A 23,374-nucleotide genomic window follows, 5' to 3' on the forward strand; every position below is an offset into this window, starting at 1 on the left:
CGATCAGAACGAGCGCAGATTCGCGCCGAGGCCGGCGTCGCCGTACTCGCGGCGCAGGATGCCGCGGCGGCGGAGGAGCGGCACCAGCTCGTCCAGCATGCGGTGCACGGTGACCGGATGCACATCGCCCCACAGCAGAACGCCGTCGTTGCCCCAGTCGCCCAACTGCTCGATGCGATCCGCGAGCTCGCCCGCCGTCCCCACCCACCCGGTGCCGTCCGAGATGCGGCCGAGGCGCGCGTGCGCGGCGAGGATCTCCCGCAGCGGCGTCTCGCGCGCGTCATGGTCGCCGACGAGCCGGCGGATGCTGCCGTGCGACACGTGTCCGGCGAACAGCCCGTCGGGCAGCGGTCGGTCGAGATCGAGCGCGGTGAGGTCGGTCTCCAGATCCGAGGACTGGCGCCGGGCGATCGCGCGCAGCGCGGATTCGTCGGGCGTGCGGGACGCGGCCACGAGCCGGTCCGCCTCCTCGGCGGAAGAGACGAGCACGGGCTGGATCGCGAACAGCACCTTCACGTCCGACGGGTTGCGGCCGCGCTCGCGCGCGGCCCGATGGATGCGCTCCCGGTAGGCGCGCACGCTCGCCTCGTCCAGAGGGGCGAGCGCGAGTTGCACGTCGGAGTGCGCTCCGGCGAACGCAAGGCCCCGTTCCGACCCGCCCGGTGACACGATCGCGGGTTCACCGTCGCTGAACGGCAGTGCGTTCAGTGGGCCGTCGAATCCGAAATGCTCGCCGCGATGGCGGACGGCCCGCATCCGCGTCCCGTCCGCATAGCGGTCGTCGTCGCGGTCGAGGATCAGTGCGCCCTCGTCCCAGCTCCGCCACAGCGAGCGGATGCCGTCCAGCCACTCCTCGGCGCGGTCGTAGGCGGCATCGTGCCCGAGCGGCGCGTCGGTCCCGAAGTGACGGGCACTGCCGGTGTCGGTCACCACGTTCAGTCCCAGCCGGTGGCCGCTCAGGTGCTGCAGCGACGCGAACTGCCGGGCGGCCGTGTAGGGCAGGTACGCCGCGGGATTCACGGTGGGGACGACTCCCAGGTGCCGGGTCGCCGCGAACAGATACGGGGCCAGCACGAAGGGATCGTGTTTGGGGCCGCCGAAGGCGTGCCGCACCCGCAGATCGATCGTCTCCGCGGATCCGAGCGAGGGCGCATCCTCGATGATCAGCAGATCGAACCCTGCCTGCTCCAAGGTGCGCGCGGACTCCTGGTAGAGGTGCGGAGCCGTCCAGTCGTAGTCCCAGTCCAGGCTGGGCAGTCCCCAGCCGTGCGGACCGAACCCGCGGGCCAGGAACCAGCCGAAGTGCTGCGGACGGCTCACCCGATGACCTCGATCGTGCGTGCGGATGCCGCGAGGGCGGCGGCCTTGAGCGCCCGCTCGAGATCGGCGATGAGGTCGTCGGCGTCCTCGATACCGATCGACAGCCGCAGCGTTCCCGGATACACGCCGAGCGCGGCGCGCGCATCGTCGGTGTGCTGCGCGTGACTCGTCGTGGCCGGATGCAGCACGAGTGAGCGGACGTCGCCGAGATGGGTCATGTGGGTCACGACCTGTACCGCCTCGACGAAGGCGCGTGCCGCCGTCTCGCCGCCGTGCAGCGTGAAGGTGAACACCGACCCGGCGCCGCGGGGGAGAAGGCGCTCGGCGAGGGCGTGATGCGGATGGCTCGCGAGTCCCACGTAGTCGACCGACGCCACCTCGTCGCGGCTCTCGAGCCACGCCGCGATCCGTGCTGCATTCGCCGACTGCTCTCGCACCCGAAGATGCAGCGTCTCGATGCCCTGCGAGACGAGGAAGGCGTTCAGCGGCGAGGGCGTGGGGCCCAGCCGCGGGGCGACGGACTCTCGCACATAGGCCAGACGCGCGCGGGCGCCGTGGCGTTCCCACACGCTCGGCGCGCCGTCGTGGCGCGCGTTCACCAGCTGGGGGAAGAGCGCCCCCGAGCGGGCGGCGTCGAAGCGGCCGTCGTCGACGATCACGCCGCCGAGGGCCGCACCGTGGCCGGCGAGGAACTTGCTCGCCGAATGGACGACGACCGCCGCGCCCAGCTCGATCGGTCGCACGAGGTAGGGGGTCGCGAACGTGTTGTCGACGACGAGCGGGATGCCGAGGCCGTCCGCCACGGCGGCGATGGCGGGCACGTCCAGCAGATCGTTGCGCGCATTGCCGATGGACTCCGCGAACAGGGCACGGGTCTCGGGCCGGATCGCGTCCTGCCACGCGCGCGGGTCCGCGATGTCGTCGACATAGGTGACCGTCACCCCGAACCGGGAGAGCAGGTCGTTCACCAGCCCGCGCGTTCCCTCGTAGATGTGGGTGGAACTGACCAGGTGATCACCGGCCGAGAGCAGCGACAGCAGCGCGACGGAGACGGCCGCCTGGCCGCTGCCGACGAACACCGCGCCGGCGCCGCCCTCCAGTTCGGCGAGGCGGCGCTCGAGGGCGTCGACGGTCGGGTTGCCGGTGCGCGTGTAGCCGTAGCCGTCGCCCGTCGCGAAGTGCGCGGCCGCGTGGTCGAAGTCGTCGAAGCGGAAGCCGGCGGTCATGTAGACCGGGACGGTGCGCGATGCCGCATCCGTCCAATCGGTGCCGCTGTGCACCTGTCGCGTGGCGAATCCGTGGGTGGGTTCGGTCATGAGGGTCCTGCCGTCTCGGGTCGCAGCAGCCTAAGAGCGCAGACCGCTCGCGGGCGAGTGCGCCGACACACAACGTCACCTGGGCGCCCGTGCGGGTGGGCCGCGGCCCCGGAGCTCGGTGGTAGCCTGTGCGGGTGCGGATCGCTCGCCTTCTCCTTCGCAGCCGCGACGAGTCCTAGACCCAGGCCTCCCTCGTCGCGGAGTTCGTTGCGGGCTTGATCCACCGTCATCTCAGGAGAACGACAGCATGAGCAATCCCGATCACTCCGCGGCGTCCGCGCCGCGCACCCTGGCCGAGAAGGTCTGGGACAACCACCTGGTGGTCAAGGGCGAGGACGGCCAGCCCGACCTCATCTACATCGACCTGCACCTCGTGCACGAGGTCACGAGTCCGCAGGCCTTCGACGGTCTCCGCGCCGAAGGGCGGGGTCTGCGGCGCCTCGACCTGACGATCGCGACCGAGGATCACAACACCCCGACGCTCGCGATCGACAAGCCGATCGCAGACCCGACCAGCCGCCTGCAGATCGAGACGCTGCGCCGCAACGCCGCCGAGTTCGGTGTGCGCATCCACTCGCTGGGCGACGCCGAGCAGGGCATCGTGCACGTCGTCGGTCCACAGCTGGGGCTGACCATGCCGGGCATCACGGTCGTGTGCGGCGACTCGCACACCTCCACCCACGGCGCCTTCGGGGCGATGGCCTTCGGCATCGGCACGAGCGAGGTCGAGCACGTCATGGCTACACAGACCCTGCCGCTGAAGCCGTTCAAGACCATGGCCATCACGGTCGAGGGAACGCTGCGCCCGGGCGTCACCGCGAAGGACATCATCCTCGCCGTCATCGCGAAGATCGGAACCAATGGCGGGCAGGGCTACGTGCTCGAGTTCCGCGGCAGCGCCATCCGCGCCCTCTCGATGGAGGGGCGTATGACGATGTGCAACATGTCGATCGAGGCGGGCGCGCGCGCCGGCATGGTCGCCCCGGACGAGACCACGTTCGCGTATCTGAAGGGCCGTCCGCACGCCCCGAAGGGGCAGGACTGGGAGGATGCGGTCGCTTACTGGCGCACGCTCCCGAGCGACGAGGGCGCCGTCTACGACGCGGAGGTCTTCCTCGACGCGGACGAGCTCGAGCCCTTCGTGACCTGGGGCACGAACCCCGGTCAAGGGGTGTCGCTGAACGACGTCGTACCGACGCCGTCCGAGATCGCGGACCCGAACGAGCGCGTGGCCGCCGAACGCGCGCTGCAGTACATGGATCTCGTCCCCGGCACGAAGCTGAAGGACGTCCCCGTGGATGCGGTCTTCATGGGCTCGTGCACCAACAGTCGCATCGAGGACCTGCGCGCATTCGCGTCTATCGTCAAGGGCCGCAAGAAGGCCGAAGGCGTGCGGGTCATGGTCGTGCCCGGCTCCGCCCGCGTCCGGCTGGAAGCGGAAGCCGAGGGACTGCACCGCATCTTCGAGGAGTTCGGGGCGGAGTGGCGTTTCGCCGGATGCTCGATGTGCCTGGGCATGAACCCCGATCAGCTCGCTCCGGGCGAGCGGTGCGCATCCACGTCGAACCGCAACTTCGAGGGTCGGCAGGGCAAGGGCGGGCGTACGCACCTGGTGTCGCCGCTCGTCGCTGCGGCGACCGCGGTGCGCGGAACGCTGTCCAGTCCGGGGGATCTCGATCCCGTCGAAGAGCCGGCGATCGTCGGGGCGGGGGTCTGACATGGAGAAGTTCAGCGTTCACACCGGTGTCGCCGCCGCCCTCAAGCGTTCCGCCGTCGACACGGACCAGATCATCCCCGCGGTCTACCTGAAGCGGGTGACCAAGACGGGCTTCGAGGATGCGCTGTTCGCCAACTGGCGCCAGGATCCCGACTTCGTGCTGAACCAGCCGATCTTCGCTCAGAGCTCGATCCTCGTCGCCGGGCCCGACTTCGGCACCGGCTCGAGCCGTGAGCACGCGGTCTGGGCCCTGCGCGACTACGGATTCAAGGTCGTGCTGAGCCCCAAGTTCGCCGACATCTTCCGCGGCAACGCGGGCAAGCAGGGACTCGTGACGGGTGTCGTGACCGAGGCCGACATCGAAGCTCTCTGGGCGGCGATCGACGCGCAGCCCGGCATGGAGATGACGGTTGATCTGACGGCACGCGAGGTCGTCGCGGGCGAACTCCGAGTCCCGTTCGAGATCGACGATTACACTAGATGGCGGTTGCTGGAGGGTCTCGACGACATCGGGCTCACGCTCCGCAACGAAGACAAGATCGCCGCCTACGAAGCGCGACGCGAATCCTGGAAGCCGCGGACACTCCCGCCCCTTCCCGCACAGTGAGGCACCGCATATGACACTTCTCGGGCAGACCACCGAGTCCTCCAGCCCTCTCGCGGAGGAGGCGGAGATCCTCGAGATCCGCGGCGGACGACCTCTTCGGGGCACCGTTGAGGTCAAGGGTGCGAAGAACCTCGTGACCAAGGCGATGGTCGCTGCCCTGCTGGGTGAGAGCCCGAGCCTGCTGCGCGATGTGCCCATGATCAGCGACGTCGCCGTGGTGCGTTCGTTGCTCGAGGTGCACGGCGTGCGCGTGGCCGAGGGCGACGAGCCCGACTCGCTCGTGCTCGACCCGCGCGACGTCGAGAGCGCCCACATGGAGGAGATCGACGCGCACGCGGGTGCGTCCCGCATCCCGATCCTCTTCTGCGGGCCTCTGCTGCACCGGCTCGGGCAGGCGTTCATCCCCGACCTCGGCGGATGCCGCATCGGCGACCGTCCGATCGACTTCCACCTCGATGCGCTCCGCAAGTTCGGCGCGATCGTGGAAAAGCTCCCGAGCGGCATCCGCCTGTCCGCCCCGCGGGGTCTGCACGGCGCCAACATCCACCTGCCCTACCCGAGCGTCGGGGCCACGGAGCAGGTGCTGCTGACCGCCGTGCGTGCGCAGGGCGTCACGGAACTGCGCAACGCCGCGATCGAGCCCGAGATCATGGATCTGATCGCGCTGCTGCAGAAGATGGGCGCGATCATCTCCTACGAGCCCAACCGGGTCATCCTCATCGAGGGCGTCCCGAAGCTCAACGGCTACGACCACCGTGCCATCTTCGATCGCAACGAGGCCGCCAGCTGGGCCAGCGCGGCCATCGCGACGGACGGCGAGATCTTCGTCGCCGGCGCGCGGCAGCAGGAGATGCTGACCTTCCTCAACGTGCTCCGCAAGATCGGTGCGCACTTCGAGGTGCGGGAGGACGGCATCCTGTTCGCCCGCGGCGACGCGCTGCAGCCCGTCACGGTCGAGACCGACGTGCACCCCGGCTTCATGACGGACTGGCAGCAGCCGCTCATCGTCGCCCTGACGCAGGCGACCGGACGCTCGGTCGTGCACGAGACGGTGTATGAGAATCGCTTCGGCTTCACCCAGGCCCTGGTCAAGATGGGCGCCGACATCACGGTGTACCCGCACGGTCTGCAGGAGGGACCGCGTCGCGTGCCGCGCCGCTCGCTCGAGCAGGCCGCGGTCATCACCGGACCGACCCCGCTGCACGGCGCCGACATCACGGTTCCGGACCTGCGCGGCGGATACAGCCACGTCATCGCGGCGCTGGCCGCGGAAGGCACCTCGACGGTGCGCAACATCGGGATCATCCGCCGCGGTTACGCGGACTTCCTCGCGAAGCTGACCGCGCTCGGCGCCGACTTCGACGTCATCGGCTGATGGCGCCGGAGACGCACCGTCGGCGGCGCGCGTCGACGGAGAAGACACGGCCGAGCGTCTTCTGGCTGCTCGGTGGGATCGTCGTGCCGTTCGTCGGCCTGATCGCCAAGATCGAGATCGAGGGCGAGGAGAACCTGCCCGAAGAGGGCCCGTTCGTGCTGGCCCCCAACCACCACAGCGAGATCGACCCGCTTCTCGTGGCCGTCGCCGTCTGGCGGATGGGTCGCGCCCCGCGGTTCATGGCGAAGGAGAGCCTGTTCCGGGTTCCCGTGCTCGGCTGGGCGCTGCGCGCGACCGGAATGATCCCGGTGGCTCGCGCCTCCAGCGCCGCCGCTGCGAAGCAGTCGCTCGATACGGCGCGTCACCTGGCGGAGCGTCGCGCCGGCGTCATCGTCTATCCCGAAGGCACCCTCACGCGCGATCCCGATCTGTGGCCCATGCGCGGAAAGACCGGGGCGGCGCGCTTGGCGCTGGCCGGCGACATCCCCCTCATCCCGATGGCCCAGTGGGGTGCGCAGCAGATCATGCCGCGCTACGGCAAGTTCCGGTTGTGGCCGCTGCGCAAGCGGGTGCGTGTGCTGGTCGGTCCGTCGATCGCCCTGGAGGAGTACCGCGACCGTGCCGCCCACCCCGCGGCACAGGCGGAGCTCACGACGCGCGTCATGGACGAGATCGCCGGGCTGCTGTCTGAGCTCCGCGGCGAACCCGCTCCGGCGGCGCGCTGGGAGCCCGGAGCTCACGGACAGAGCGAGACGGGCCGTCTTGAGTAGGCGCACCTCGACCCCCGTGACGCGCGTCGCCGTCCTCGGCGCGGGCAGTTGGGGCACCACCTTCGGCAAGATCCTTGCGGACGGTGGTGCGAATGTGGTCATGTGGGCGCGCCGCCCCGAGCTCGCGAACGAGATCCACACCGGCAAGCGCAACACCAAGTACCTTCCCGGAATCAATCTGCCGCGCACGATGACCGCGACCTCGCACCTCGCGGAGGCGCTCGAGGGCGCCGATCAGGTCTACCTGTCGATGCCGAGTCAGGCGCTCCGAGAGAACCTCGCGGGGGTCCGGCCCCTGCTCGAGGGAAGCTCCGTGCCCGTCGTCTCCCTCATGAAGGGCGTCGAGAAGCGCACCGGGCTCCGGATGAGCCAGGTCATCGAGCAGGCACTCGGGTGCGATCCGGCGCGCATCGCGGTGGCGTCCGGCCCGAACCTCGCGCTCGAGATCGCCCAGGAGCAGCCCACCGCCGCGGTCATCTCCTCGATCAGCCCCGAGACCGCGGAGATCGTGGCCCGCGCGGCGCGTAACCGCTACTTCCGGTCGTTCGTCAACACGGACGTGATCGGCACAGAGTTCGGCGGCGTGCTGAAGAACCTGATCGCGGTCGCGATCGGGATCGTCGACGGGGTCGGCTACGGCGAGAACACGAAGGCGTCGATCATCACCCGCGGTCTGGTCGAGATGACGGATTTCGCCGTCGCCCAGGGCGCCCAGCCCGAGACGTTGCAGGGGCTTGCCGGGCTCGGCGACCTGATCGCCACGTGCCAATCGCCCCTCAGCCGGAACAACACCGCCGGCAGGCTTCTGGGGCAGGGGTACAAGTTCCAGGACGTCGTGGCGCAGATGCAGCAGACCGCGGAGGGACTCGCATCCGTCGCTCCGATCCTCCAGCTGGCCAAGGCGAGCGGCGTGCAGATGCCGATCGTCGAGCAGGTCAAGCGCGTGCTGGACGGCACGATGAACCCGCGTGAGATCGCCCCCCACCTGACCACCGACGACGACACCCCGCAGGGGGAGAGGACCCAGCATGGACAAGCCGGTAGTGGTGGTGCTCTTTGGCGGTCGCTCCAGCGAGCATTCGATCAGTTCCGCCACGGCGGGCGGGGTTCTGGGCTCGCTTGACCGCGAGCGCTACCGGGTGATCCCGGTCGGCCTCACCCGCGAGGGCGCGTTCGTGCTCGAAGACGACGATCCTGACAAGTTCGCGCTCATCGCCGGTCGCCTGCCCGCCGTGGTCGACAACGGCACGCGCATCATCTGGCCCGAGGCCGTGGGCGACAGGCAGCTGCGTGTCCGCGACGCGGACGGCGCCGTGCGCGAGTTGGGTGCGGTGGACGCGGTGCTGCCGATCCTGCACGGCTCGCACGGTGAGGACGGCACCATCCAGGGCTTCTTCGACACGCTCGAGCTGGCCTACGCCGGCGGCGGAGTGATCGACTCCGCCCTGTGCATGGACAAGCACTTCATGAAGGTCGCGCTGCAAGCGGACGGCATCCCGGTCTCACCCGGGGTGACGGTGCGCCGTGCCGATTGGAACGATGACACGGATGCGGTACGTCCGCGCCTCGCGCACCTCGAGCTTCCCTGGTTCGTCAAGCCGGCTCGCGCGGGCTCCAGCGTGGGTGTTTCGAAGGTGCATTCCGTCGACGAGCTCGACGCGGCCCTGCGGATCGCCTTCGGAGAAGACGACAAGGTGCTCGTCGAGCAGGGCATCGTCGGACGCGAGGTCGAGGTGGGTGTCCTCGAGGGCCGCGACGGCGTCGTGCGCGCCTCTCTTCCGGGCGAGATCGTCTTGAGCTCCCGCGAGTTCTACGACTTCGAGGGCAAGTACCTCGGCGGCGACGGGGTGGATGTGGTGTGCCCCGCGGACATGACCGATACCGAGATCGAAGCGGTTCGCGCCATGGCGTTGCGCGCCTTCGCGGCCGTCGACGGCCGCGGGCTCGCACGCGTCGACTTCTTCCTGACCGCCGACGGTCCGATCGTCAACGAGTTGAACACGATGCCCGGCTTCACGCCGATCTCGATGTTCCCGAAGTGCTGGATCGCGTCCGGCCTCAGCTACTCGGAGCTGCTCTCGGAACTCATCGAGACGGCGCTTGCGCGGCGCTGACGCCTACGAGGTGCCGGGGCGTGCGGTGCACTCCCCGTCCTTGGGCAGCTTCGCGACCAGCGAGGAGAGACTGTCGAGCACGTCGACGCTGGAGACCACGTCGTTGTCGAGGTAGATTTCCACGGCGGGCGTGCGCCCGAAGCTCGTGAGGCGATACCTGGGCGCGTCGCTGTCGTCGACGAGCCAGTCCACGCCCGACACCGTCTGACAGACGAGGGTCGAGGGTCCCGGCGGTGTCACGCCGCAGGTCAGGATCACGGCGGCCGGGTCGCCCCACGCCCCTGTCGCCTGCGCGTCCGTCCACCGACGGTCCTGGCCCGCCACATTCTGGGGCAGGTAGGCCGTCACATCCGCGCAGCGCGGGTCGTTCGCGGCCGGCGCGGGTTCGAGCGCGACCGTGCTGCTGCAGCCGGTGAGGGCGAGCAGCACGAGGGCGACGGCTGCCAGGCGGCCGAGTCGGGGGCGGATCACCCTCCCAGGCTAACCCCGGGCGCGGCCGCATCCGTCTCGGGTGAGCGACGCGGAAGGTAGCGTGGCGGGGTGGACGAGCGCACCGAGACGACTGTGGCAGAGCTCAGCGAGCGGGAGATCCTGCGCCGCATCCTGGCACGTGTCGGGACGGGCTCCGCCGTCGTCGGACCCGGCGACGACGCGGCGGTGCTGGCGCCTGCAGGGCAGATCGTCGCGACCGTGGACACCCTGGTACACGGCCCGGACTTCCGGCTCGCGTGGACCGGAGGTTTCGACCTCGGCTGGAAGGCCGCCGCCGTGAACCTCGCGGATGTGGCCGCCATGGGTGCGCGTCCCACCGCATTGCTCGTCGCGCTCGCGATGCCGGAGGACACGACGATCGGTTTCGTCGAGGCCGTGGCGGACGGCCTGCGGGCGGCGTGCGACGAGCTCGCCCCCGGGTGCGCCGTGGAGGGCGGTGACCTGACGGTCTCCGACACGCTCACCGTCGCCGTCACCGCGTTGGGGGAGCTCGACGGTCCCGCGGTGCTTCGATCCGGCGCGCGGGAGGGCGACACCGTCGCGGTCGCGGGGGATCTGGGCGGCGCGGCGCGCGGATTGCGACTCCTGTTCACCCGCTTCCGCGACGCCGACGCGCGCCCCGTGCCGGTCGATCCGCAGGCGCTCACGGATGCGGAGCGCGAGGACATCGCGGCGCAGTTGCGCCCGCATCCGCCGATCGCCCTCGGGTCACGGGCGGCGGCGGCGGGCGCGCGCGCCATGATGGACGTGTCCGACGGTCTCGTGCTGGACGCGACGCGCCTGGCAGACGCCTCGGGCGTCACGATTGCGCTCGACACCGCAGCGCTCGGTCCGGATGCGGAGATCGCGCTCAGCGGCGGAGAGGATCACGCGCTCTTGGCGGCCTTCCCCGCGTACCTGGATCTTCCCGACGGCTTCCGTCGGATCGGCACCGTGCGTGCGCGCGGCGAGCATCCGGTCACGGTGGACGGCGCGAGTCCCGCCGATCGCGGTGGATGGGATCCCTACGCCGACTGGGATGCCGGGCGCGGCTGAGCCCACCACAGCGCGGTGTCGCCGTGACGGCGCTCGCGCACCTGCTCCAGGTCCGCGAGATCCCAGTCGGGCTCGGTGGAACGCTTGGCCCGCTCGACGACCACCAGAGCGTCGGCGGAGAGCAGAGGGCGCAGCAGCGCGAGCGCTTCCGCCAGATCCTCGTCGGCGATGTCGTAGGGCGGGTCGAGGAACACGAGGTCGTACTCGGCGCCCCCCTGACGAAGGAAGGCGTTCACCGTGCTGCGGTGGGCCCGGGCCGTCGCGCCGGCGGCGCGGGCGATCACCTCGGCGTTGCGCCGCACCACGGCGGCGGCCTTCGGATTGTGCTCGACGAGGTCGACGTGCACGGCGCCGCGGCTGAGCGCCTCGAGGCCGAGCGCGCCCGAGCCCGCGTACAGGTCCAGGACGCGGGCGCCGGCGAGGAGGTCCTGGGACTCGAGCGCGGCGAAGAGCGACTCGCGGACGCGGTCGCTGGTCGGCCGGGTGCCGCTGGCAGGCACGTCGAGTCGGAGTCCGCCGGCCGCTCCGGCGATGATGCGCGTCACCCCCTCACCCTACCGACGGGCGTGGGGGGAGGCCCGCCGTAGAATCGGCTCATGTCCGTCACCCTCGATTCCCGTCTCGACGGCGTGATCGGGGGCAAGGCCGCGACGACGCTCCAGCGGGCGTTCGGGATGCGGACGGTGGGCGATCTGCTCACGCACTACCCACGTCGCTATGCCAAGCACGGTGAACTCACTCCCATCGACTCGTTGACGGTCGACGAGCAGGTCACGATCGTCGCGCAGGTCAAGAGCGTGACCGATCGGAGGATGAAAAACCGGCGCGGCTCGATCCTCGAGGTCGTCATCACGGACGGCCGCGGCGACCTCGTGCTCACCTTCTTCAATCAGTCGTGGCGGCAGGAGCAGCTCAAGGTCGGCCGGCGCGGCACCTTCTCGGGCAAAGTCGGCGAGTACCGCCGTCAGATGCAGCTCGCGCATCCGGACTACCAGCTCTTCGAGGACGAGAGCGTGGCGCTGATGAACGCGCAGGCGTACGCCTCGCAGCCCATCCCTATCTACCCCGCGACCGCGTCGCTGTCCAGCTGGAAGATCGGTGAGCTGATCTCCCACACGCTCGATCTGCTCGCCCCTCTCGACGATCCGATCCCGGACGACATCCGCGCCCGCGAGGGGCTGTTGAGCTTCCGCGAGGCGCTGGAGCGCGTGCATCGGCCGGACTTCGACGATGCCGTCGACCAGGCGGTGCACACTCTGCGCTGGCAGGAGGCGCTCGTCCTGCAGACCGCTCTGCTGCAGCAGCGCCAGCTCGTCCGTGCGCTGTCGGCGGAGCCTCGCCCGGCGGGCTCTCTCCTGGAGCGCTTCGACGCCGCGCTGCCGTTCGACCGCACGCCCGACCAGGTGTCGGTCGGCGACGCGATCGCCGCCGATCTTGTCGGCCCCTGGCCCATGAACCGCCTCGTGCAGGGCGAGGTCGGCTCGGGCAAGACGCTCGTGGCGCTGCGCGCCATGCTCCAGGTGGCCCAGAGCGGCGGGCAGTCCGCGCTGATCGCGCCGACGGAGGTGCTCGCCGCTCAGCATCTGCGCTCACTGACGAAGATGCTCGGTCCGGCCCTCGCTCCCGAGCTCATGCCGACGCTGCTCACCGGTCAGATGGGTGCCGCCGAACGACGCAAGGCGGCACTGCGGGTCGCCGCCGGACAGGCGCTCATCGTCGTCGGCACTCACGCGCTGCTCAGCGACAAGACGACGTTCGCCGACCTCGCGCTCGTCGTCGTGGACGAGCAGCACCGCTTCGGTGTCGAGCAGCGCGAGACGCTGCGTGCCAAGGGCACGAGTCCGCACGCGCTCGTGCTGACGGCCACGCCGATTCCGCGCACCGTGGCGATGACGGTCTTCGGCGACCTCGACGTCTCCACGATACGCACGATGCCTGCCGGGCGCGCCGGCATCGAGTCGTTCGTCGCGCCCGTGGGGGAGAAGCCCGCGTGGTTCGAGCGGGTCTGGATGAGGGCCGCGGAGGAGGTCGAGAAGGGCTACCAGGTCTTCGTGGTCTGTCCCGCGATCGACGTCGAGCCCGAGACCGCGATCGCCGAGGCCGGCCAGGAGCCGTCGACCACGATCGACGACCTCCCCGACGACGTCGGCGCCTCACGTCCGCGGTGGGGCGTCGTTCAGGTCGTCGGGCTCCTCGCCGAGCATCCCCGGTTCGCCGAGAAGCGGATCGCGCTGCTGCATGGCAAGCTCCCCTCGGACGAGAAGGATGCGGTCATGCGCGCCTTCGCTGCGGGAGACATCGACGTGCTCGTGGCGACCACCGTCGTCGAGGTCGGTGTCGACGTGCCCAATGCGTCGACGATGATCATCCTCGACGCCGACCGCTTCGGCGTGTCTCAGCTGCACCAGCTCCGCGGACGCGTCGGGCGCGGTTCGGTGCCGGGGCTCTGCCTGCTCGTCACCGACGCGCCGCCCCGCACGTCCGCTCGCACGCGTGTCGAAGCGGTGGCGGCGACGCTCGACGGCTTCGAGCTCGCCGAGGTGGATCTCCAGCTGCGTGGTGAAGGCAACGTCCTCGGAGCAGCGCAGTCCGGCGCGCGCTCCTCGCTGCGGATGCTGCGGGTCGTGACGGACGCCGATCTCATCGCGCGTGCGCGCAGCGATGGCGAGGCGATCCTGGCCGACGACCCGGCGCTGTTGCGGCATCCCGGACTCGCGGGTGCGATCGAGCGCCGGCTGGATGCGGACGAACGCGCGGCGCTGGGAAAGAACTGACGGCTTCGTGGTGCGTTCCGCCTCCGCCGAAGTCACCCCGCTAGGGTGAGAGGGTGAGCAACCGGATCGCCGTCGTCCCCGGCTCCTTCGACCCGCCCACCCTCGGTCATCTCGACGTCATCCGTCGGGCCGCGGGCCTGTATGACGAGGTCCACGTGCTCGTCGTGCACAACCCCGGCAAGGAGGCGATGCTCCCCATCGCGCAGCGTGTCTCCCTGCTGGAGCAGTCGATCCGCGAGGACGGCTTCCCGGCCGAGCACATCACGGTGGCGTCGTGGAGCGTGGGCCTGCTGGTGGACTACGCGACCGAGGTCGGTGCCGGCGTGCTTGTGAAGGGCATCCGCTCGCAGGTGGACGTCGCCTATGAGACGCCGATGGCGATCGTGAACCGCCATCTCGCGGGGGTCGAGACCGTGTTCCTGCTGCCCGACCCCTCGCACGCGCTCGTGTCGAGCTCGCTCGTGCGGCAGGTCGCCTCTCTCGGCGGCGACGTGTCGCCGTACGTTCCTCCGGTCGTTTCGCGCTTCCTCGACACAGGCGGCCGCGGCATCTGAACCGGCCTCGCCTCGTGTCGTCGGGCTAGACTCTCCGGGTGAGAAATCGTCGACCCGGCCCCTTCAGCATCGGTGTGCGCGACATCGTCAATCGCCCCGGCGAGATGCGCGAGGTGTCCTTCGACGTGCCCGCGCCCGAAAAGTGGGGTGAGGGGCTCGTCTCTGTCGCACAGGGCGAAGAGGTGCACATCGAGGCTCGCCTGGAGTCCGTTCACGAGGGCATCCTCGTCACCGGCGACGTCGAGGCGGAGTACACGGGCGTGTGCGGACGATGCCTCATCGACATCGCCGCGCCTGTCGAAGTCGAGTTCCAGGAGCTTTTCGCGTATCCTGGATCGGAAGCGTCCGACTTCGAAGTTCAAGACGACCACGTGGATCTTGAAAATCTGGTCAGGGATGGCGTCGTCCTGTCGCTTCCGTTCCAGCCGGTGTGCCGGCCCGATTGCCCAGGTCTCGACCCCGAGACCGGTGAGCGTCTGGCAGACCACCCCGCGCAGGCACCGCGCGAAGCCCTCGATCCTCGCTGGGCAGCGCTTGCGGACCTGGTAGCGGAACCGGCCACGGAGCCCGGCGACGCAGGACAAAGCACACAGACCTCGTAGAAAGAGAAGACCATGGCAGGTAACCCCCCGAAGCGCAAGGTTTCGCGCTCCAACACCCGTTCGCGCCGCGCGCAGTGGAAGGCCGAGGCTCCCGCCCTCGTCAAGACCATCGAGAACGGCAAGGTCGTCTACAGCCGCCCGCACCAGGCGAAGGTCGTCACCGACTCGCAGGGTACCGAGCTGTTCCTCGAGTACAAGGGCCGCAAGGTCGCTGACATCTGAGCCGCGTTCCGTGACGGACGCAGCTGCGGATCTCTCCGCACTTTCCGAGAAGCTCGGGGTCGATATCGACCCCGAGCTTCTTGCGCTGGCGCTGACACATCGCTCGTACGCGTACGAGCACGGTCAGATCCCGCACAACGAGCGTCTCGAGTTCCTCGGCGACTCGGTGCTCGGTCAGGCCGTGACGGTCAAGCTCTACCGCTCGCATCCCGAACTCGACGAGGGTTCGTTGGCCAAGCGGCGGGCGAGCGTCGTGTCCACCGTCGCCCTCGCAGAGGTCGCCCGCTCGATCGGCCTGGGCGCGTACATCCGCCTCGGCCGCGGTGAGCAGCTGACCCGGGGCGACGACAAGGACTCGATCCTCGCAGATACGACCGAGGCGATCATCGGCGCGACCTACCTGTCCGCGGGTGCGGAGGCGGCGACGGCCCTCGTGCTGCGCCTCATCGAGCCGCTGCTCGCAGACCCGGAACGCTACGACGCGGCGGTCGATCCGAAGACCGCGCTGCAGGAGCTTGCGGCACGCATGGGACTGCCCGCGCCCGTCTACCGCGTGGACTCGACCGGACCCGACCACGCGCGTGTCTTCGAAGGCACCGTGACCGTAGGTGATCTGAGCACCACGGGCTCGGGGACGAGCAAGAAGCAGGCCGAGATGGCGGCTGCCCTGACGGCGTGGCGCACCCTCAGCGGGCGCGACTGAGGTGCCCGAGCTCCCCGAGGTCGAAGTCGTGCGCGCAGGTCTCGCGCCCGCCGTCGACGGCGCGTTCGTGAACGGCGTCGAGGTGCTCGACGAGCGCGCGCTCACCCGTCATCCCGGCGATGGATCGCACTTCGAAGCCGAGCTCACGGGCCGGACGCTCGGCGCGCCTGCGCGCCGGGGCAAGTTCCTCTGGATCCCGTTGGCGGATGCGGGGGAGCAGGCCGTCGTCGCTCACCTCGGCATGAGCGGTCAGATGCTGTTGCGCGAGCCGGGGGCGCCCCGTGAGCGCCACGAGCGCGTGCGGTTCGACATCCGGCATCCGCAGCACGGCGAGCTCGCCGTGGTCTTCGCCGATCAACGGACGTTCGGCTCCCTCGCCGTCGACCGCCTCGTGCCGACCCGTGACGGCGCGGCGGGAGGCTATGGGACCGATCGTGCGAGCGTTCCGACGCAGGTGGCGCACATCGCGCGCGACCCGCTCGATCCGGCGTTCGACGACGCGGACTTCCGCAGGCTCGTCGCGCGGAAGCGCTCGGGAGTCAAGCGGGTCCTGCTCGATCAGGGCGTCGTGAGCGGCATCGGCAACATCTATGCCGACGAGGCGCTGTGGGCCGCCCGCATCCATCCCGAGACCGTTGCGGCGACATTGAGCACGCGGGCGGTGAATCGGCTGCTCGCGGAAGTGCGCGCGGTGCTGCAGAAGGCTCTCGCGGAGGGCGGCACGAGCTTCGACGCACAGTACGTCAACGTGAACGGACAGGCCGGGTACTTCGCGCACTCGCTCAACGCGTACGGGCGTACCGGTGAGTCCTGCGCCCGCTGCGCCCACGCGATCGTGCGCGTCGCCTTCGCGAACCGGTCGAGCCACTACTGCCCGCACTGCCAACAGCTGCGCTGACCCTCCGTCGGAGGATCGTGGGTGCCGTACCGTCGGGCGCGACCGCGAAGGCCCCGGCCGGTTCGGCGCGCGGGCGCACTCCGAACCGGCCGGGGACGCGGGACTCCACCCATCACGAGAGCACGCGCTTCCACACGCCCTCGTAGCTGACCGGCGTGAAGCCGATGGCCTCGTTGATGTCGAGCATCGGCCGGTTCTCCTCGGCGTTGTACGTCACGACGCGCGTGGAGTCGGGGGCGATTCGCGGCCACGCGAGCAGCCCTTCGGCCTTCACGAGCATGCCCAGCCGATGACCGCGATGCGTCGAGAGCACGAGGGTGTCGTACTGGTGCGACGCCACCTCGGGGTCGACGCCGAGCACGAGCTCGTTGAATGCGCACAGCTCGCCGGTGGCGATGTGCTGTGCGGCGGTCACCAGCATCCGGCGCCCGCCGTCGAGGATCTCCGCATCCCACATCCGCACCCGCGCGGCATCCCAGGTCTCCTCGTCCACCACGAGGTCGGCCGAGGGTGCATCCGTCGACATACGCGACTTCATCCACGCGTAGCCCTCGACGTACTCGTCGGGAGTGGGGGTCTCCCACTGCACGACGCGGTACTCGGCCGCTGCGGCACGCGCCACGGCGGCGTGCTGCTCCAGTGCTGCCCGGCTGCTGTCGAGGGCGAAGGCGCTCTTTCGCACGATCTGCTCCAGCGTGTACCCGTGCCGCAGCAGGAAACGAGCCGGATGATCGAGCGGCACCGTTCCGAAGCCTGTCGGGGGTGTCAACTGCTCGCCCTCGGCGGCAGGATGCTCGACCCAGCTCTGCATGACGCTGCGACCGTGCGCGCGGGCGGTCTCTTCGAGGAGCGCGTGCGCACGCTCGCCGATGCCCCGACGCCACACGTCGTGCCGGAGCTCGATGAACACGTACGCCGTGCGTGAGCCGTCCTCCTGCGGCAGATCCATGCCCATGCGCCCGACCGGCTCGTCATCGAGGAGCACGAGCCACTGGAGGCGCAGTTCATGTGCGTCGGAGCGGGCGAACGGGGCGAGCTCGCCGGGTGTCATCCGGTCGTCGTCCGTGCCGGAGATCTCGCGATAGACGTCGTTGCGAATGGCGGCGAGCCGGTGGAAGTCCCGGGCTCCGGGCCCGTCGAGGTCCGTGGGGACCTCGACGGGCCGCAGCTCGAGAGTGGTGAGGATGTTCATGCTGGTGCTCCGTGGGTGATTCGTGTCGATCATCGGATCGTGGGCTGGGCTCCGGTGCGCACGACGGCGAGGTCGTACGCGTGTCGGACATCCTGCGCGAGCAGTGCCCGGGCGTTGGCCTCGGAGGAGACGCGCCGCCGCGAGCGGTCGCGCCCCCAGAGCAGCAGCCGGAGTCCGATGTGCATCGCCATGCGATCGATGAGGGTGGGCCGTACCTGCGAGGGCGACGGCGGGTGGGTGGGAAGCGACGCCCGGATGGGGGCGTCCTGCGTGATGTTCACGATGATTCTCCGAGTGAGAGTGGGCAGGATGCGGCCGCCGGATGGGGCCGCAGTGCGGTCGGGAAGGGCCGACCACGTGCGAGGGCACGGGCGGCGGAGGAACGAACGGCTCAGCGTGCGCTCGACTCCGCGCGGATCGCTGCTCGGTGATGGGCAGACTTATCCCCGGCGCGGGTCAACGAGCGGTGTGCGTGCGACCGTTCTGGAACACACCGACGGAGCGGATCGCATCGACGGCGCACGTGTTCGGCGCGGTGGTGACAAGCAGACGAGTCATCTTGCGATCTCCTTTCTCAACGTCGGTTGGCAGATCAGGACGCTAGCGTGTCTGAGAGACAGCTGTCAACATCCCGGGCGTGTCGCGCTGTCCGCCTGCGTCGCTGCGAGGCGGGCGAGGGCCGCTCCGGTAACGTCGTGAGAAGCCCGACGACCGGAGGATTCGCATGCACCTGAAGAGCGTGACGCTCAAAGGGTTCAAGTCGTTCGCGCAGCCCACGACCTTCGCCCTCGAGCCCGGTGTCACCGCGATCGTGGGACCGAACGGATCCGGCAAGTCCAACGTCGTCGACGCCCTCGCCTGGGTGATGGGCGAGCAGGGAGCCAAGACCCTCCGCGGCGGAAAGATGGAGGACGTCATCTTCGCCGGCACGTCCACCCGTGGACCGCTCGGCCGTGCGGAGGTGCAGCTCACGATCGACAACGCCGACGGAGCGCTGCCGATCGAGTACGCCGAGGTGACGATCAGCAGGACGCTGTTTCGCAACGGCGCCAGCGAATACGCGATCAACGGGCAGTCCTGCAGGCTCCTCGACGTGCAGGAGCTGCTCAGCGACTCGGGACTCGGCCGGGAGATGCACGTCATCGTCGGGCAGGGGCGCCTCGACACCGTGCTGCAGGCGAGCCCCGAAGACCGTCGCGGCTTCATCGAGGAAGCGGCGGGCATCCTGAAGCACCGCCGACGCAAGGAGAAGACCCTCCGCAAGCTCGAGGCCATGGAGGCGAATCTCACCCGCCTCAGCGATCTCGCCGGAGAGCTGCGCCGTCAGCTCAAACCGCTCGGACGCCAGGCGGACATCGCCCGAGAGGCGGCGACGATCGCCGCTGTCGTCCGCGACGCGCGGGCGCGGCTGCTGGCCGACGAGCTGGTCGCACTGCAGGCGGAACTCGCCGACTTCGCGCGCAACGAGCAGGACCGGCGAGCGGAGCGGACACTCCTGCAGGATCGCGCCGACCAGGTCAAGGCTCGTGTCACAGCCCTCGAGACGCAGGAGCGCTCCGAAGCGGTGGATGCGGCGCGGCGCGTCGCCTTCGGTCTCGAACAGGTGCAGGAGCGCCTGCGCGGTCTGTACACGCTCGCGGGGCAGAGGCTGAGCCTGCTCTCCGAGGACGAGGACTCGCTGGCGCCGGCGCCGACCGTGTCGCAGGCTGCGATCGATGAAGCGCGTGAGGAGCTCGACACGATCACGACCGGGGTCGGCGAGGCGGAGGACGCTGCGGCGGCCGCTGCGCGAGACGTGACCCGCGCGCGCGCCGAGCTCGACGCGCTGGATGCCGATATCGCTGCGCAGAGCGCTCTCGTCTCCGAGCACGACATGCGGCTCACGGCTCTGCGTGGCACGGCGGAAGCGGCGGAATCGGCCCTGGCGGCCGTGCGCGCCGCCGTCGAACGGCAGCAGAAGGCGCTGGACGCAGCGCTCGCTCGCCGAGCCGAGGCCGAGGAGGAGCTCGCCGGCGCCGACCCGGACCTGGTTCCGGAGACGTCGTCGGCAGAGCACGCCGCCGCCTACGAACAGGCGCAGCGGCACGCTGCCGACGCCGAAACGGAGATGGCCGGCATCCGGGAGCGTCTGCACGCGACCGAGCGCGAGGTCGACGCGCTCTCCGCGCAGGTCAAGACCCTCGGCCGTGCGCTCGACGTGCGCACCGGCGCATCCGAGCTCATCGCGGCCGGTGGCAGCGGAGTCCGCGGGCTCGTGGGGGACGCCGTTCAGGTCACGTCGGGCTACGAAGCGGCCATCGCCGCCGCGCTGGGCGCTGTCGCCGAGGGCGTACTGGTGGACAGCGAGGCGGATGCGTTGGATGCGGCGGCGATCGCCCGTTCCGGAGATTTCGGTGTCGTAGACATCGTGATCGCGGAAGTGTCGGCCGTCCCGACCGAGTTCCCCGACATCGACGGTGCAGTCCGGGCGACCGACGTCATGACCGCCCCGGCAGGCGTCGCGGGACTCCTCGCGCGGGTCGTGATCGCTGCAGACCTCCCTGCTGCGCAGAGCGTTCTCGCATCGGCCCCCGACCTTACCGTCGTCACGCGCGCGGGTGAGATCGTCACGCGCTTCTCCGTTCGTGCGGGCAGCGGCCAGGGGCGCTCCCGGCTCGAGCTCGCAGCCGAGCGTGATGCGGCCGCGGAGCGGCTCGGTGAGCTGCAGGTCGTCGCCGACTCCCTGCGCGAAGCCCTCTCCGATCAGACGCGCGCCCTCCAGGAGGCGCGCGCCCGCACCAAGCTCACCCTCGACGCGCTGCGCTCGCACGACGCCGCGCTGGCGGCTCACGCGGAGAAGGTCAACCGGGCGACGGTCCGGCACGAATCCGCGGTGGCGGAGTGCGAGCGGCTCACGCAGACGCTGCGTCAGGCGCAGGCGGCGGTCGCCGAGGCCGAGGACTCGGCGCGTGTCGCGGCCGACCGATTGGCGTCCGCGCAGGAGGCGCCGCGACCGATCCTGGACGCGTCGGCCCGCGACGGCATGCTCGCCGCGCTCGACGCCGCGCGTGACGGCGAGATGCGCGCCCGCCTGGATGTAGAGACTCTTCGCGAGCGGATCCGCGCGGGCGAGGCACGCATCGCTCAGCTCGAACGTCAACGCGAACGCGAACGGGCGGCCGCCGAGGAAGCGGCTCGCCGCGCCGTGATCCGTCGACGTCAGCGCGACATCGCCGCATCCGTCGCAGCGCAGCTGCCGGCGCTGCTGGACTCGGTCGACCGCTCGGTGTCTCAGGCGCGCGTGGAACTCGCCGCGGCTGAGTCCGCGCGCACCGCCGTCACGGCGGAGCTCTCCGAGGCGCGACGCGAGGAGGCCGCGCTGCGCGAGCGGCTGAGCGGGCTCACGGAGAGCGTGCACGGACTCGAGCTGCGCATCCACGAGAAGAAGCTCCACGTCGGCTCGCTGCGGGAGAGGGTGCAGAGCGAGCTCGGCCTGGACGAGAACATTCTGATTTCGGAATATGGGCCGGACCAGCCCATCCCGGACGATTCCGTCGAACCGACCGAGGAGGGGGAGCGGCCCGCGATCGCCTTCGACCGCGGGCAGCAGCGCAAGCGTTTCCAAGAGGCGGAGCGCAAGCTCGCGCAGCTCGGACGCGTCAACCCGCTCGCGCTCGAGGAGTTCGCGGCCCTCGAGCAGCGGCACACGTTCCTCACCGAGCAGCTCGCCGATCTGACCCAGACGCGCAAGGACCTCCTCACGATCATCGAGGAGCTCGACGAGCGGATGCGGTCGATCTTCCTGGAGGCGTTCGAGGACACCCGCGTGGCTTTCACCGAGGTGTTCCCTCTGCTGTTCCCGGGCGGCACCGGCAGCATCGCGCTGACGGATCCCGACAACCCGCTCACGACCGGGATCGACGTCTCGGTGCGCCCGGTCGGCAAGAAGGTCGAGCGACTGTCGCTGCTCTCCGGTGGGGAGCGCTCGCTCGCAGCGGTCGCGCTGCTGGTCGCGATCTTCAAGGCGCGCCCCAGCCCCTTCTACATCCTCGACGAGGTCGAGGCGGCGCTCGACGATGCCAATCTGGGGCGCCTCCTGACGGTGTTCGAGCAGCTGCGTGCATCCAGCCAGCTGATCGTCATCACGCACCAGAAGCGGACCATGGAGATCGCCGACGCGCTCTACGGCGTCTCGATGCGTCAGGACGGCGTCTCGGCCGTCGTCGGCCAGCGGGTTCGCGAGCGCGAATCCGCATGAGCCCGGCCGCGTAGGCTGGAGACATGGCCGAGAGATCGTGGTCGCTGGGGCGTGCCCTGCGAGGGATGTTCGTCAAGCCCGTCATCGACGAGAGCACGTGGGAGGACCTCGAGACGGCTCTGCTCACGGCCGACTTCGGCCCCGACGTGACCGAGCGTCTCATCGACGAGCTGCGCGAGAAGGTCGATCGGTACCGCACCACCGACCCGAAGGATCTCCAGCGGATGCTGCGCGAGACCCTGGAGGAGCACTTCGCGAAGTTCGACTCCACGCTCCGCCTCACCGAGCGCCCGGCCGTCGTCCTCGTGGTCGGTGTCAACGGCGTCGGCAAGACGACCACGATCGGCAAGTTCGCGAACTTCCTGCGCCGTTACGACCGCTCCGTCGTGGTGGGTGCCGCCGACACCTTCCGGGCCGCCGCCGTCGACCAGCTGGCGACCTGGGCGGAGCGCGGGGGAGCGTCGATCGTCCGCCCGCAGCAGGAGGGGCAGGATCCGGCATCCGTCGCCTTCCAGACCGTGGCCCACGCGATCGAGACGGGTACCGAGATCGTCCTCGTCGACACCGCCGGACGCCTGCACACCAAGGGTGGGCTCATGGACGAGCTCGGCAAGATCAAGCGCGTGATCGAGAAGCAGGCGCCGATCAGCGAGGTGCTGCTCGTGCTCGATGCGACGACCGGTCAGAACGGTCTGATGCAGGCCGAGGCGTTCCTCGAGCAGGCAGGCGTCACCGGGCTGGTGCTCACCAAGCTCGACGGCTCGGCCAAGGGCGGATTCGTCCTGGCCGTGCAGGAGCGCACCGGCATCCCGGTCAAACTGCTGGGGCAAGGAGAGGGCATCGGCGACCTGACCGGATTCACGCCCCACGTCTTCGTGGAGCAGCTCGTCTCCTGAGCCGCGCGCCGGACTACCGCCTGGCGGGCCTGGCTGGTTTCATTGACTCATGGCGATCGAGCACGACTTCTTCGGACTTCTGGAATCCGGACCGGACGGGTCCATCTTCTGGTCCGAGAACGTCGAGTTCGGCGACCAGAGCGTGACGGTCGATCTGACCGCCCCCGACCAGGAGGACGTATCCGTCGCGGCGCTGGACGTCGCCGCCTCACTGATCTCCTCGCTGGAGCAGCTCGACCTGCTGGCGCGCAACGCCATGATCGGCGAACTCGACGACCGCACCAGCGAGGTGACGGAGTACATCCTGCAGCAGCAGGACACCTTCGGCGACGACATCACCGATCTCCTCGTCGACATCTCCGGCGACGTGCACGTCGACGTCATCCGGTCGCTCCAACTGACCAGCATGACGATCCTCGCCGACGAGCACGGCGGTTCGGATCCGTTCGCCGTCCTGGAGTACGCGCTGGACGCCGACGCGACCGAGGATGTGCTGCTGGTAAACCTCGACTCGGACGGCGCGGTGATCTCGGTCACGAGCGCCGACTGA

Annotated in this window: 22 protein-coding genes; 16 read left to right on the plus strand and 6 right to left on the minus strand. The window is 69.9% G+C overall.

The features are described from left to right. Positions 1-3: 3 nt before the first annotated feature. Positions 4-1,320, minus strand: a complete 1,317-nt coding sequence (locus QE377_RS15495) for an LLM class flavin-dependent oxidoreductase (protein WP_307324997.1) — start codon at positions 1,318-1,320, stop codon at positions 4-6. Continuing rightward, complete coding sequence (locus QE377_RS15500) at positions 1,317-2,636, minus strand: O-acetylhomoserine aminocarboxypropyltransferase/cysteine synthase family protein (protein ID WP_307325000.1); 1,320 nt, start codon at positions 2,634-2,636, stop codon at positions 1,317-1,319. The genes QE377_RS15495 and QE377_RS15500 overlap by 4 nt, the downstream gene beginning before the upstream one ends. A gap of 247 nt (positions 2,637-2,883) precedes the next feature. On the opposite strand from QE377_RS15500, the gene leuC reads away from it, so the two are divergent. The 6 genes from leuC to QE377_RS15530 are packed head-to-tail and all read left to right on the plus strand — an operon-like array spanning position 2,884 to position 9,219. Further along, entirely contained in the window at positions 2,884-4,353 is a 1,470-nt protein-coding gene (leuC, locus tag QE377_RS15505; protein ID WP_307325003.1) for a 3-isopropylmalate dehydratase large subunit, read from the plus strand. 1 nt (position 4,354) lies between these two features. Further along, positions 4,355-4,960 (plus strand): 3-isopropylmalate dehydratase small subunit, encoded by a 606-nt coding sequence (gene leuD / locus QE377_RS15510; RefSeq protein WP_137417174.1) that lies wholly within the window; start codon positions 4,355-4,357, stop codon positions 4,958-4,960. 10 nt (positions 4,961-4,970) lie between these two features. Beyond that, positions 4,971-6,335, plus strand: coding sequence for a UDP-N-acetylglucosamine 1-carboxyvinyltransferase (murA, locus tag QE377_RS15515; RefSeq protein WP_307325008.1), 1,365 nt, complete (start codon positions 4,971-4,973; stop codon positions 6,333-6,335). Next, positions 6,335-7,105: a 1-acyl-sn-glycerol-3-phosphate acyltransferase gene (locus tag QE377_RS15520; RefSeq protein WP_307325012.1), complete on the plus strand. Its 771-nt coding sequence runs from the start codon at positions 6,335-6,337 to the stop codon at positions 7,103-7,105. The genes murA and QE377_RS15520 overlap by 1 nt, the downstream gene beginning before the upstream one ends. Next, positions 7,098-8,228, plus strand: coding sequence for an NAD(P)H-dependent glycerol-3-phosphate dehydrogenase (locus tag QE377_RS15525; protein ID WP_307325014.1), 1,131 nt, complete (start codon positions 7,098-7,100; stop codon positions 8,226-8,228). The genes QE377_RS15520 and QE377_RS15525 overlap by 8 nt, the downstream gene beginning before the upstream one ends. Beyond that, the gene (locus tag QE377_RS15530) at positions 8,134-9,219 is read left to right on the plus strand and encodes a D-alanine--D-alanine ligase family protein (protein ID WP_307325017.1); all 1,086 of its coding nucleotides are present in this window, start codon (positions 8,134-8,136) and stop codon (positions 9,217-9,219) included. Before QE377_RS15525 ends, QE377_RS15530 begins: the two co-directional genes overlap by 95 nt. A 3-nt stretch (positions 9,220-9,222) precedes the next feature. On the opposite strand, the gene QE377_RS15535 is transcribed toward QE377_RS15530, so the two are convergent. Then, a complete protein-coding gene (locus tag QE377_RS15535; protein WP_307325019.1) occupies positions 9,223-9,690 on the minus strand; it encodes a DUF3515 family protein in 468 nt (155 codons plus the stop codon). Between the two features lie 69 nt (positions 9,691-9,759). Here QE377_RS15535 and thiL point away from each other — a divergent pair, with 69 nt between their 5' ends. Then, entirely contained in the window at positions 9,760-10,746 is a 987-nt protein-coding gene (gene thiL / locus QE377_RS15540) for a thiamine-phosphate kinase (RefSeq protein WP_307325021.1), read from the plus strand. Here thiL and rsmD read toward each other — a convergent pair. After that, entirely contained in the window at positions 10,716-11,291 is a 576-nt protein-coding gene (rsmD, locus tag QE377_RS15545; protein WP_307325023.1) for a 16S rRNA (guanine(966)-N(2))-methyltransferase RsmD, read from the minus strand. The genes thiL and rsmD overlap by 31 nt on opposite strands. 51 nt (positions 11,292-11,342) lie before the next feature. Here rsmD and QE377_RS15550 point away from each other — a divergent pair, with 51 nt between their 5' ends. The 6 genes from QE377_RS15550 to mutM all read left to right on the plus strand — a co-directional run bounded on the left by QE377_RS15550 (position 11,343) and on the right by mutM (position 16,499). Next, complete coding sequence (locus tag QE377_RS15550) at positions 11,343-13,520, plus strand: ATP-dependent DNA helicase RecG (RefSeq protein ID WP_307325025.1); 2,178 nt, start codon at positions 11,343-11,345, stop codon at positions 13,518-13,520. A gap of 53 nt (positions 13,521-13,573) precedes the next feature. Next, positions 13,574-14,074 carry a pantetheine-phosphate adenylyltransferase gene (gene coaD, locus QE377_RS15555; RefSeq protein WP_307325027.1) on the plus strand — a complete coding sequence of 167 codons (501 nt, stop codon included), beginning with the start codon at positions 13,574-13,576 and terminating at the stop codon, positions 14,072-14,074. 104 nt (positions 14,075-14,178) lie between these two features. After that, complete coding sequence (locus QE377_RS15560) at positions 14,179-14,676, plus strand: DUF177 domain-containing protein (RefSeq protein ID WP_243228192.1); 498 nt, start codon at positions 14,179-14,181, stop codon at positions 14,674-14,676. A gap of 12 nt (positions 14,677-14,688) precedes the next feature. After that, a complete protein-coding gene (rpmF, locus tag QE377_RS15565; RefSeq protein ID WP_045248451.1) occupies positions 14,689-14,898 on the plus strand; it encodes a 50S ribosomal protein L32 in 210 nt (69 codons plus the stop codon). Positions 14,899-14,908: 10 nt separating this feature from the next. Then, entirely contained in the window at positions 14,909-15,601 is a 693-nt protein-coding gene (gene rnc, locus QE377_RS15570) for a ribonuclease III (RefSeq protein ID WP_307325038.1), read from the plus strand. Between the two features lies 1 nt (position 15,602). Further along, positions 15,603-16,499: a bifunctional DNA-formamidopyrimidine glycosylase/DNA-(apurinic or apyrimidinic site) lyase gene (gene mutM, locus QE377_RS15575; protein ID WP_307325040.1), complete on the plus strand. Its 897-nt coding sequence runs from the start codon at positions 15,603-15,605 to the stop codon at positions 16,497-16,499. 112 nt (positions 16,500-16,611) lie between these two features. On the opposite strand, the gene QE377_RS15580 is transcribed toward mutM, so the two are convergent. Together QE377_RS15580 and QE377_RS15585 are read right to left on the minus strand one after the other, a co-directional pair. Then, positions 16,612-17,691 (minus strand): GNAT family N-acetyltransferase, encoded by a 1,080-nt coding sequence (locus tag QE377_RS15580; RefSeq protein WP_307325042.1) that lies wholly within the window; start codon positions 17,689-17,691, stop codon positions 16,612-16,614. Positions 17,692-17,720: 29 nt separating this feature from the next. Then, positions 17,721-17,972: a hypothetical protein gene (locus QE377_RS15585; RefSeq protein WP_307325044.1), complete on the minus strand. Its 252-nt coding sequence runs from the start codon at positions 17,970-17,972 to the stop codon at positions 17,721-17,723. 443 nt (positions 17,973-18,415) lie between these two features. Here QE377_RS15585 and smc point away from each other — a divergent pair, with 443 nt between their 5' ends. The 3 genes from smc to QE377_RS15600 are packed head-to-tail and all read left to right on the plus strand — an operon-like array spanning position 18,416 to position 23,374. Then, positions 18,416-21,928, plus strand: a complete 3,513-nt coding sequence (gene smc / locus QE377_RS15590; RefSeq protein WP_307325047.1) for a chromosome segregation protein SMC — start codon at positions 18,416-18,418, stop codon at positions 21,926-21,928. 23 nt (positions 21,929-21,951) lie between these two features. After that, entirely contained in the window at positions 21,952-22,824 is an 873-nt protein-coding gene (gene ftsY, locus QE377_RS15595) for a signal recognition particle-docking protein FtsY (RefSeq protein WP_234075294.1), read from the plus strand. 49 nt (positions 22,825-22,873) lie between these two features. After that, positions 22,874-23,374, plus strand: coding sequence for a DUF2004 domain-containing protein (locus QE377_RS15600; RefSeq protein WP_307325050.1), 501 nt, complete (start codon positions 22,874-22,876; stop codon positions 23,372-23,374).

Origin of the sequence: Microbacterium sp. SORGH_AS_0862 (assembly GCF_030818795.1) — a bacterium.
Lineage (GTDB): Bacteria > Actinomycetota > Actinomycetes > Actinomycetales > Microbacteriaceae > Microbacterium.

What these genes read in the sequence shown, in the direction of transcription:
- QE377_RS15500 (WP_307325000.1), bottom strand. Translation starts at nt 2,636, where the DNA reads ATGACCGAACCCACCCACGGATTCGCCACGCGACAGGTGCACAGCGGC.
- leuC (WP_307325003.1), top strand. Translation starts at nt 2,884, where the DNA reads ATGAGCAATCCCGATCACTCCGCGGCGTCCGCGCCGCGCACCCTGGCC.
- leuD (WP_137417174.1), top strand. Translation starts at nt 4,355, where the DNA reads ATGGAGAAGTTCAGCGTTCACACCGGTGTCGCCGCCGCCCTCAAGCGT.
- murA (WP_307325008.1), top strand. Translation starts at nt 4,971, where the DNA reads ATGACACTTCTCGGGCAGACCACCGAGTCCTCCAGCCCTCTCGCGGAG.
- QE377_RS15520 (WP_307325012.1), top strand. Translation starts at nt 6,335, where the DNA reads ATGGCGCCGGAGACGCACCGTCGGCGGCGCGCGTCGACGGAGAAGACA.
- QE377_RS15530 (WP_307325017.1), top strand. Translation starts at nt 8,134, where the DNA reads ATGGACAAGCCGGTAGTGGTGGTGCTCTTTGGCGGTCGCTCCAGCGAG.
- QE377_RS15550 (WP_307325025.1), top strand. Translation starts at nt 11,343, where the DNA reads ATGTCCGTCACCCTCGATTCCCGTCTCGACGGCGTGATCGGGGGCAAG.
- QE377_RS15560 (WP_243228192.1), top strand. Translation starts at nt 14,179, where the DNA reads ATGCGCGAGGTGTCCTTCGACGTGCCCGCGCCCGAAAAGTGGGGTGAG.
- rpmF (WP_045248451.1), top strand. Translation starts at nt 14,689, where the DNA reads ATGGCAGGTAACCCCCCGAAGCGCAAGGTTTCGCGCTCCAACACCCGT.
- QE377_RS15580 (WP_307325042.1), bottom strand. Translation starts at nt 17,691, where the DNA reads ATGAACATCCTCACCACTCTCGAGCTGCGGCCCGTCGAGGTCCCCACG.
- smc (WP_307325047.1), top strand. Translation starts at nt 18,416, where the DNA reads ATGCACCTGAAGAGCGTGACGCTCAAAGGGTTCAAGTCGTTCGCGCAG.
- ftsY (WP_234075294.1), top strand. Translation starts at nt 21,952, where the DNA reads ATGGCCGAGAGATCGTGGTCGCTGGGGCGTGCCCTGCGAGGGATGTTC.
- QE377_RS15600 (WP_307325050.1), top strand. Translation starts at nt 22,874, where the DNA reads ATGGCGATCGAGCACGACTTCTTCGGACTTCTGGAATCCGGACCGGAC.